This window comes from Paraconexibacter sp. (genome assembly GCF_041602235.1).
Lineage (GTDB): Bacteria > Actinomycetota > Thermoleophilia > Solirubrobacterales > Solirubrobacteraceae > Paraconexibacter.
In genome coordinates, this window is record NZ_JBFIGP010000150.1 from 1 (window position 1) to 9,017 (window position 9,017).

Here is a 9,017-nt window from a genome sequence, read left to right on the forward strand (position 1 = left end):
GCCGGGGTGTCGTGGGCCTCGGGGTTCTGCGAACAGTTGTGCGAGGACTCCGAGCGGAGAGGGAGGGATTCGAACCCTCGATAGGGGTTTCACCCCTATACCCACTTAGCAGGCGGGCGCCTTCAGCCACTCGGCCACCTCTCCAGTGCAGACAGCAGTGTATCCGCGGTCAAGCTCGAGCGACGTCGTGCCGATGCTCTCGCATCTTGTCCGATGCATGGTTGCGGTGACGCGACCGCCGCTGACCACCTGTTCCCGTGGCTCCTTCCCCCAGCAACCGCACCAGCGACGCGATTCATGCGGTCTCCCGTGTGCTCGCCGCGGCGCTCGACGCGCCCGGCCCCGACGGCGTCCGGCAGGCGCTCGTGCGCGAGGCGCGAACGCTCTTCGCCGTCGGCGGGGCGGGACTGCTGACCCTGCCGCCGGGCGCGACGTTCGCCCGGGTCGTCGCCGGCGCGCCACCCGGCGGACACCATCCCGACCGGATCCCGTACGACGCGGTCCCGGCGCTGAAGGAGCTGCTGCAGCGACACCTGCCGCACGTGCGGGCCGGCGGCAAGGACTCCGAGTCCCTCGCGCGCGCCTTCGGCTGGTCCGATCAGGCGGGCGTGGTGCTGCTCGTGCCGTTGCGCTCGCGCGAGACGACCGACCACGTCCTCGTGCTCGTCGACGGCCCCAGCCGCGCGTTCTCGAGCGAGGAGGTGGACACCGCCGCCGCCTTCGCCGCCGCCGCCAGCGCGGCGCTCGCGCAACTGCGGCTCTCCGACGAGCAGGCGCGCCGGGTCGCGGAGCAGTCGGCGCTGGCCCGCGCGGCCAAGACGCTCAACGTCTCACTGGATCTGACGGAGACGCTCGACACCATCTGCCGCGAGGCGATCGCGATCCTCGACGCGGACATCGCAGCGGTCTACCGCGGGGACGGCGCCACGGGGCTGACGATCGAGCACGCGACGGGCCTTCCGCCGGAGTACCTCGGGATCCAGCTCGCGCCCGGCGAGGGGCTGTCCGGGCAGGTCGCGCAGGCCGGCCGGCCGATCCTGACCAACGACTACGGGGCGATGGTGGGCCCGCCGGCGGGCAGCCCGTTCGCCGACGTCGAGAGCTGCGTGGCCGTGCCCATGCGCTGGGACGGCGCGCTGCAGGGCGTCCTGTCCGTCGGGTTCACGCGCACGCGGCTGGTCGACCGCCGCGACCTCGCGATGCTCGAGGCGTTCGGGGAGCTGGCCGCCGTCGCCTGCCGCAACGCGACCGCCGCCTCCGCGCTGGCGACCGCCGCCCGGACCGACGGGCTGACCGGCTGCCTGAACCACGCCGCCTTCCAGGACGGCCTGCGCCGCGAGGTCGAGCGCGCGGACAGGGCCGGCACCACCCTGTCGGTGATCCTGTTCGACCTCGACGACTTCAAGTCGATCAACGAGTCCTTCGGCCACCTGGTCGGCGACGAGGTCCTGCGCCGGGTGGGCCACGCCCTGGCCGCCGTCACCCGGCCGTACGACCTCGTCGCCCGGTACGGCGGGGACGAGTTCGCGCTCGTCGCCGTCGACGCGGACGAGACCGCCGCCGAGGAGATCGCCGGACGCGCGCTGCTGCGGATCGCCGAGAGCCTCGAGGACCTGGGAAGCGTCGACGACGGCCACGCCACCGCCGGCGTGGCGCAGCGTGACGGCGCGATGACCGCGACCTCGCTGCTGGAGCAGGCGGACCGCGCGCTGCTGTTCGGCAAGCAGGAGGCGCGGCGGGGCACGGTCGTGTGCGCCAGCGAGCTCCCGGACTCCTTCCGTCCCGGTCGGTTCCGGCGCGAGACCGACCCCCCGCGCCGCGAACCCGAGACCCCTTCGCTGGCGGGGATCGAACCGCGCTGGAAAGCCGGGACGAGCCTCGTGGACTCCGAGCGGCTCAAGAAGCGCGCACGCCATCTCGACCTCGCCAACCAGCTCGGCGCGCGCCTGGCCGCGATGACCGACCCGCAGGCCATCGCCGACGCCGCCGTGGAGGAGCTGAACCGGGCGTTCGGGTACTTCCTGTGCGCCGTCATCCGGATCCGTGACGACGACTACCTCGAGTCGGTCGCGGTGAGCGGCGACGAGTTCCTCGCCAAGGGCATGCAGTCGTGGTCGCAGCCGCGCACGGCCGGGGTGATCGGGCGCTGCTTGCGGGAGCGACGCACCCTGCTGGTCAACGACGTCCACGAGGAGCCCGGCTACCGGTCCGCTCCCGAGACCCAGGAGGTGCGCAGCGAGCTGTGCACCCCGCTGTGGGTCGCCGACGAGCTGTGGGGGGCGCTGGACGTCGAGGAGGTCGCTCCGGCGGCGTTCGATGAGGACGATGCCCGGCTGCTGGCGACCGTCGCCGACCAGATCGGCTCCGCGATGCGCTCGGCGCTGCTCTACGAGCGCCTCGAACGCGCGTACCTCGGCACCGCGGAGGCCCTCGCGACCGCGCTCGAGGCCAAGGACTCCTACACCGCCACGCACGCCCAGTCGATCGTGCACTGGGCGGATGCGACCGGCGCCGCGCTGGGACTCGACGAGGAGGGCCGGCGCAACCTGCGCTACGGAGCGGTCTTCCACGACATCGGCAAGATCGCGATCCCGGAGCGGATCCTGAACAAGCCCGGGCCGCTGGACCCGCACGAGTGGAAGCTCATCGAGACCCACACGGTCGTCGGCGAGCAGATCCTCGCGCCGGTCGACTTCCTGGCCGGGGTGCTGCCCACCGTCCGCCACGAGCACGAGTGCTGGGACGGCAGCGGCTACCCGGACGGCCTCAGGGGCGAGGCGATCCCGCTCGGCGCGCGCATCGTGCTCGTGTGCGACGCCTACCACGCGATGACGAGCGACCGCCCGTACCGGCGCGCGATGGACGCCGACGCCGCGCGCGCGGAACTGCGGGCCGGGGCCGGCACCCAGTTCGACCCCGCGGTGGTCGACGCGTTCCTCGCGGTGCTCGACAGCGAAGCGGCTGGGGCCGATGACGGGGCGGGAGCCCCGGCGCCGCCTCCGTCGTAGCCTGTGCGCGTGCATCGCGGCGACGTCCGACCTCAACGCCCGTGACGAGGCCCCGTCGTCGCCTCGCGGCAGCCCTCGTGCTCGCCGCGGTCACCGTGCTCGGTCCGGCCGCGACCGCCCACGCCCACGGCCTGGTGCAGCGGGCCGACCTGCCGATCCCGGAGTGGCTGTTCGGCTGGGCCGCGGCGGTCGTGCTGGTCGTCTCGTTCGTCGCGATGGCGGTGCTCTGGCAGGAGCCCCGCTACGAGGACGTGCGGTCCCCGCTCGCGCCGGCCCGTTGGCGTCCGCTGCCCGGGCGCGTGGGGCGCATCCTCGGGTCGCCGCGCATCGACACCGCGTCGCAGGTGGTCGCCGCCGGGCTGCTGGTCGTGCTCATCGTGGGCGGGCTGGCCGGGACCGAGGTCGCCCAGGCGAACCTCACGCCGACCTTCGTGTACGTGGTGTTCTGGGTCGGCCTGGCCTTCGCCAGCGTCCTGCTGGGGGACGTCTTCCACGCGCTGAACCCGTGGCGCGCGCTCGGCCGGGCCGGGGCGTGGGCGGTGCGGCAGACGCGCGGGGGATCCCCTCCCTCGCCGCGTGCCTACCCGGCACGGCTGGGTCGCTGGCCGGCCGCCGCCGGGCTGTTCGCGTTCACGTGGCTGGAACTGGCGCACGGCGGCGGTGAGCACCCCGAGTCGCTGGCGATCGCGGCCGCGGTCTACACGGCGATCACCCTGGGCGCGATGTCCGTGTACGGCGTCGAGCCGTGGCTGCGCAACGGCGAGGCGTTCAGCGTGTACTTCGGGCTCTTCGCCAGGATCGCGCCGCTGGAGGTGCGTGACGGGACGCTCGGTCGGCGGCGCCCCCTCGAGGCGCTCGCCCGGCTGGAGGTGACGCCGGGAACGGTGGCCGTGCTCAGCGTGATGATCGGCACGGTCACCTACGACGGCCTCAGCTCCGGCCAGGTGTGGAAGGACGTCCAGAAGGCGCTCGACGGACTGTGGGAGCCGCTCGGGCTGAGCGTGGACGCGGGGCTGACCGCCTCGGCGACGCTCGGGATGCTCGCTGCAGTCGCGCTGGTCGCCGCCTTCTACCGTCTCGGGGTGTCGGGCATGCGCTCGGTGGGCGGGGGCTTGGACACGGACCGCCTGGCCCGCGCGTTCGTGCACTCGCTGGTCCCCATCGCCCTGGTCTACGTCGCCGCCCACTACCTGACGCTGCTGGTGTTCCAGGGTCAGGCGACCTGGTTCCTGATGTCCGATCCGCTCGGTCGCGGCTGGGACCTGTTCGGCACCGCGTCGGCGTCGATCGACTACGGCGTCCTCTCCCAGAACCTCACGTGGTACCTGCAGGTCGGGTTCGTGGTGGTCGGGCACGTGTGCGGGCTGGCCCTCGCCCACGACCGCGCGCTGGCCTTGTACGGAGCGTCACGACGCGCGGTGCGGTCGCAGTATTGGATGCTGTCGGTCATGGTCGGCTTCACCACCCTGGCGCTGTGGCTGCTCGCGCAGGCGGGCGCATGAGGCGAACCCGGACCGCACTCGCCCTCGTGGCGGTCGGCGCGCTGCTGACCGGATGCGGGTCGGACCGGCTCTCGGGACCCGAGGGCGGCGGCGCCTCGCAGGCGGCGGGCGCCGGCAACCGGCTCGTCGACCTCGAGCAGCAGCCCCCGTACGTGAACTCGCTGGGCGTGGACCCACGCACGGAGGACCTGCTGCTGTCCACGAACCGGGGCTTCTTCCGGATCGACCGTGACGGCGGGAAGGTCACGGAGATCTCCGGCACCGTGCGGGCCGGGTCGCGCTCCGCGCCGGTCGGGACCTTCCTGTCGTTCCTCGCGGTCGACGACGGGGAACGGCTGATCGGCTCCGGGCACCCCGACACGCAGGCGCTGCCGGAGTTCCTCGGGTTCATCGCGTCGACGGACGGCGGGGAGTCGTGGAAGTCGCTCGCACGACTCGGCGAGGCGGACCTGCACAAGCTGGTCGTGCGCCACGACCGCCTCTACGCCTATGACGCGGTGCTCGCCGCGATGCTGATCAGCGACGACGACGGCAGCACCTTCAAGGAGCGCTTCACCCCGCGCGGCCTGGTGATCGACTTCGTCGTGGACCCGCAGGACCCCGAGACGATCGTGGCCGCCACCGAGGACCAGCTGTACCGGTCGACCGACGACGGCGGCACCTGGCGGGCGCTGCTCACCGGGATCGGCATGCGGCTGGACTGGCCCGCCCGGGGCGGGATCGTCCGGGCCGACCGGGACGGCACGGTCTTCCGCAGCACCGACCGGGGCACCACGTGGAAGAAGGTCGGCAGCGTCCAGGGCGAGCCGTACAAGATCGTCGAGGACCGCGACGGCGCGCTCCTGATGGCGCTCGCCGACGCGACGATCCTGCGATCGACCGACGGCGCGCGGACCTGGACACCGATCTTCCGGCCGTAGCGCGCGCCCGCGCCTGCGTGCCCCCTGGCACACAGTCGCCGCCACGCCTCCCGGTACCCTTGCCGGATGCCGTCGCTTCCCGTGCCGCACGACGCCGCCGGCCCGCTCGCCCGGCGCCCGGCGCCCGAGATCACGCGGCAGCAGGAGCTGAAGGCGGTCGGTGACCTCGGCGCCTACGTCGTCGAGTCGTTCACGGACCGTGTGGAGGAGCTGCACCACGCGATCTCGACGCGCTCCTTCGACGCCACGGGACCTCTCGGCCAGCCGGTACGCACGGTCCACGACGTCGTGAGCTCGGCGATCTACGGCAGCGTGCGCGTCGCCGGCGGCGCCGCGGCGCGAGGGGTCGCCGCCGCTGTGGCGCGCCTCACCCCGGAGCACGCGGAGCCGATCTCCGACACGCCGTCGGGCTCGGTGGCCCGGTCGGCGATCAACGGGCTGCTCGGCGACCTGCTCGAGGCGCAGGAGTCGCCGCTGGCGATACCCCTCGCCGCGCGCCTCGCGGGTCGCGACGTCCCTCCCACACCGGAGCGCCTGCGCGACGCCTACCCGCAGGCCACCCCGCGGCTGGCGATCTACGTCCACGGCCTCGGCGAGAACGAGAGCGTGTGGTGGTGGCGGGCCCGCAAGGCCGGCCACGGACCGGTGGTCCCGATGAGCGAGCGGTTGCACGCCGATCTCGGCTTCACCGGCGTGCACGTCCGCTACAACACCGGCCTGCGCATCAGCGAGAACGGCGCCCGCCTGGCGACCTTGCTGCACGCGCTGACCGAGGCGTGGCCGGTGGAGGTGCGCGAGGTGGCGATCATCGGGCACTCGATGGGCGGCCTGGTCGCCCGTGCCGCGGTGCGGGCCGGTGAGCGTGGCGGCCACCCGTGGGTGCAGTGCGTCGAGCACGTCGTGGGGCTCGGCACCCCGCACCACGGGGCACCGCTCGAGAAGGGCGTCAACCTCGCGGCCTTCGCGCTGCGCTCGGTGCCCGAGGCGGCCCCGATCGCCTCGGTCCTCGACACGCGTTCGGTCGGCATCAAGGATCTCGCGTTCGGGGTGATCGCCGAGGAGCACTGGCGCGACCGGGATGGTGGCGCGCTCCTCAAGGACTACCGCGAGGCGATCGAGCTGCCCGACCACATCTCGCTCCACGCCGTCGCCGCCACCCTCGCCTACGACCCACGGCACGCGATCTCCAGCGCCTTCGGCGACATCCTGGTGCGGATCGACAGCGCCTCCGGCGATCACGCCGGCCAGGGACTCGGCATCCGGCAGGAGCACCGCGCGCACGTCGGCGGGCTGACGCACTTCGACCTGCCCAGCGACCCGCAGGTCTACCACCACGTCCGCGAGTGGCTGGCCGACGATCACGACAGAGCGCGGTTCACGGAGCACCGCCGGCAGCGCGAGACGACGCGCCGGCGGCGCCTGCGCGAGCGGTTCGGCTACGCCTCGCGCGGATCGCGGAACGCCTGAGGCTTCCGCCGCCGCCTCAACTCACGCAGCGCCCCATGTTCGCGGGCTGCCGCCAGACGTAGTCCCGCAGCGGCTCGGGCTCGCCGTTGAGGTAGCGGTAGTCGCCCTGCGCGAGGCCGTTCTGCGCGACCTCCCAGTGGTAGAAGCCCGCGCCGTCCTGCGTCGTGTACTCGACGACCCACGACCCGTCGGCGCGGTGCAGGGCGCCCACCACCTGATAGGCGTCGACGAAGTTGACGTCGCTGCCGGAGGTCGGCGTGCAGCGGCGGTGCACGAAGGTGCCGTCCGAGCCGTGACCGTAGCGGTGCTCGATGGTGCAGGCCGGCCAGCTCCCGGCGAAGCAGTCGCTGAACTCGGAGTTGAAGAAGTAGGGGCCGAAGCTCGCGAGCGCCTCCTGCCCCGTCAGATCCCGTCCCGGGGCCGGGAAGTTCTTCGGGGGCCCGGAGTCGGGCGGCGTGCCCGGCCCGCTGGAGGGCGGCGTGCCCGGCCCGGAGTCGGGCGGCGTTCCGGGCGTAGGCGAGGGCCCCGGGCCGCTGCTGGGCGCAGGACCAGCGTCGGGAGACGGTCTCGGTCCGGTGGGCGCCGTCGGTTCGCCCACGGTTGGCGTGGCGACCTTCGGGCGCAGCGTCGTCGTCCCGGCCCGGGACCGGATCACGACACGCACCACCTTGCCGCGCAGCCCCCGGGCCCGGCTCACCGCGGTCCCCTTCAGGCGGGCGGTCCGCCACGACCCCGGCCCGGACCTCGCGCCGGCGTAGCGCTTGAGCGTGAACACCGTGGACCCGGACCGCACCTGGACGCGGTTCGGGCGCGACTTCGACGACAGCTTCGTCGTGCTGCTCAGCGCGACGACGACGCGCGGACCGGTCTGCTCGGGAACGGTGACCTTCGCCGCGAGCTTCGCCTGCGCGGCGGCGACCGGAAGGACCAGGACCCCGGCGACCAGTCCCCCGACGACAACCCCCATCCGACGTCCCATGGCGCGGAATCGTGACGTGTCCAGGGCTCGTGCGTCAAGGCCCGGAATTCGTCAGTATCCCTGGCCCCGGAGGGGTGGCAGAGCGGTTGAATGCACCGGTCTTGAAAACCGGAGACGTCGCAAGGCGTTCGCGGGTTCGAATCCCGCCCCCTCCGCTGCCGCCGGGCTACTCCGTCATCTGCGCGTAGCACGGGTCGAACGCGCCGAACACGCACGGATCGGTGCCCGTCGTGGTGTCGTCCGCGAACCCGTTCACGTACTTGACGAAGTGCCCGACGATGTTGCCGCCGCCCGCGGCGTCGTCACCGCTGCACGGCGACCCGTCGTAGCCGGTGATGTAGAAGGTGCCCAGGCCCGTGACCGGCACGGTCGACGAGCCGCTGCCCTGGAAGGTGTTGAACGGCGTGAGCAGCAAGGGGACAAGCCGCGGGTCGCTCGGGGCGAGGTTGGGGAACTGCGACCACTTGTTGGCGTTCACGCAGCTCGTCGATCCCCCCTGCAGGCGGTCCTGCAGGCCCTGCCGGACCTGTCCGGTCGCGGCGCCGGTCTGGATCGCGATGCAGTCCCACGGCTGGGCGGACGCCCAGAGCGTGCTGACGCTTGCGGGACATGTGGTCCCGAGGTTCTTCTTGTAGAGCGCGGTGCAGCCGTTGGCGATCTCGTCGCGGATGTTCGACTGGTTGGGGTCGCAGTCGACCGTCTGGTTCTGGCTGCCGCCCCCGGTCACGCGCAGCGTGACGATCGGGTCGCTCACGCTCGCCGCGTTCCCGAGGCTGCCGCCGACCCCGATCCGCACGATCAGGGACTGCGTCGACCCCTGGGGGAACGAGTTGGCGTTCGTGGCCGTCGTCGTGTCCAGGCCCGCCAGCTGGATCGGCCCGCTGCGGGCGACCTGGGCGGACATGACGCGCTGGAGCACGCCGAAGCTCCCTTTGCAGGGGTTGCTCCCTCCGTTGCTGCACGTGAGCCCGCCCGCGGTGCCAGACCGGACCTCCCACTTCAGGGTCACGTCCCGAGGGCCGACGCCCGCCGGGATCGACGCGCCGGCGGTGCTGACCCACGTCTGGGTGCCGCTGTCGTAGGTCAGGGCGAAGTCGGTCCCTCCGGCGTTGGCGGTCACGAGCGCTCCGCGCGTCGTCAC

At 73.1% G+C, this 9,017-nt stretch carries 6 protein-coding genes and 2 tRNA genes; 5 read left to right on the plus strand and 3 right to left on the minus strand.

Annotation, left to right across the window (positions count from 1 at the left end; translation table 11 throughout):
* Positions 1-54 precede the first annotated feature (54 nt).
* Positions 55-144: transfer RNA gene (locus tag ABYE80_RS12615), tRNA-Ser, on the minus strand.
* A 113-nt stretch (positions 145-257) separates the two neighbouring features.
* Between ABYE80_RS12615 and ABYE80_RS12620 the strand changes: the two genes are divergently transcribed.
* The 4 genes from ABYE80_RS12620 (at position 258) to ABYE80_RS12635 (ending at position 6,897) form a co-directional block, all read left to right on the plus strand.
* Complete coding sequence (locus tag ABYE80_RS12620; RefSeq protein WP_372790638.1) at positions 258-3,008, plus strand: GAF domain-containing protein; 2,751 nt, start codon at positions 258-260, stop codon at positions 3,006-3,008.
* A 41-nt stretch (positions 3,009-3,049) separates the two neighbouring features.
* Positions 3,050-4,510, plus strand: coding sequence for a fenitrothion hydrolase (locus tag ABYE80_RS12625; RefSeq protein ID WP_372790639.1), 1,461 nt, complete (start codon positions 3,050-3,052; stop codon positions 4,508-4,510).
* Positions 4,507-5,430, plus strand: a complete 924-nt coding sequence (locus tag ABYE80_RS12630; protein ID WP_372790640.1) for a WD40/YVTN/BNR-like repeat-containing protein — start codon at positions 4,507-4,509, stop codon at positions 5,428-5,430. The genes ABYE80_RS12625 and ABYE80_RS12630 overlap by 4 nt, the downstream gene beginning before the upstream one ends.
* Positions 5,431-5,496: 66 nt before the next feature.
* Entirely contained in the window at positions 5,497-6,897 is a 1,401-nt protein-coding gene (locus ABYE80_RS12635) for an esterase/lipase family protein (RefSeq protein ID WP_372790641.1), read from the plus strand.
* 16 nt (positions 6,898-6,913) lie between these two features.
* Here ABYE80_RS12635 and ABYE80_RS12640 read toward each other — a convergent pair whose 3' ends face one another.
* On the minus strand, positions 6,914-7,876 hold the full coding sequence (locus ABYE80_RS12640; RefSeq protein WP_372790642.1) for a hypothetical protein: 963 nt from the start codon (positions 7,874-7,876) through the stop codon (positions 6,914-6,916).
* 68 nt (positions 7,877-7,944) lie between these two features.
* On the opposite strand from ABYE80_RS12640, the gene ABYE80_RS12645 reads away from it, so the two are divergent.
* Positions 7,945-8,031 (plus strand) — tRNA-Ser (locus ABYE80_RS12645).
* Between the two features lie 11 nt (positions 8,032-8,042).
* Here ABYE80_RS12645 and ABYE80_RS12650 read toward each other — a convergent pair.
* Positions 8,043-9,017, minus strand: a 975-nt coding sequence (locus ABYE80_RS12650; RefSeq protein ID WP_372790643.1) for a hypothetical protein, incomplete at its 5' end; no start/stop codon positions are given.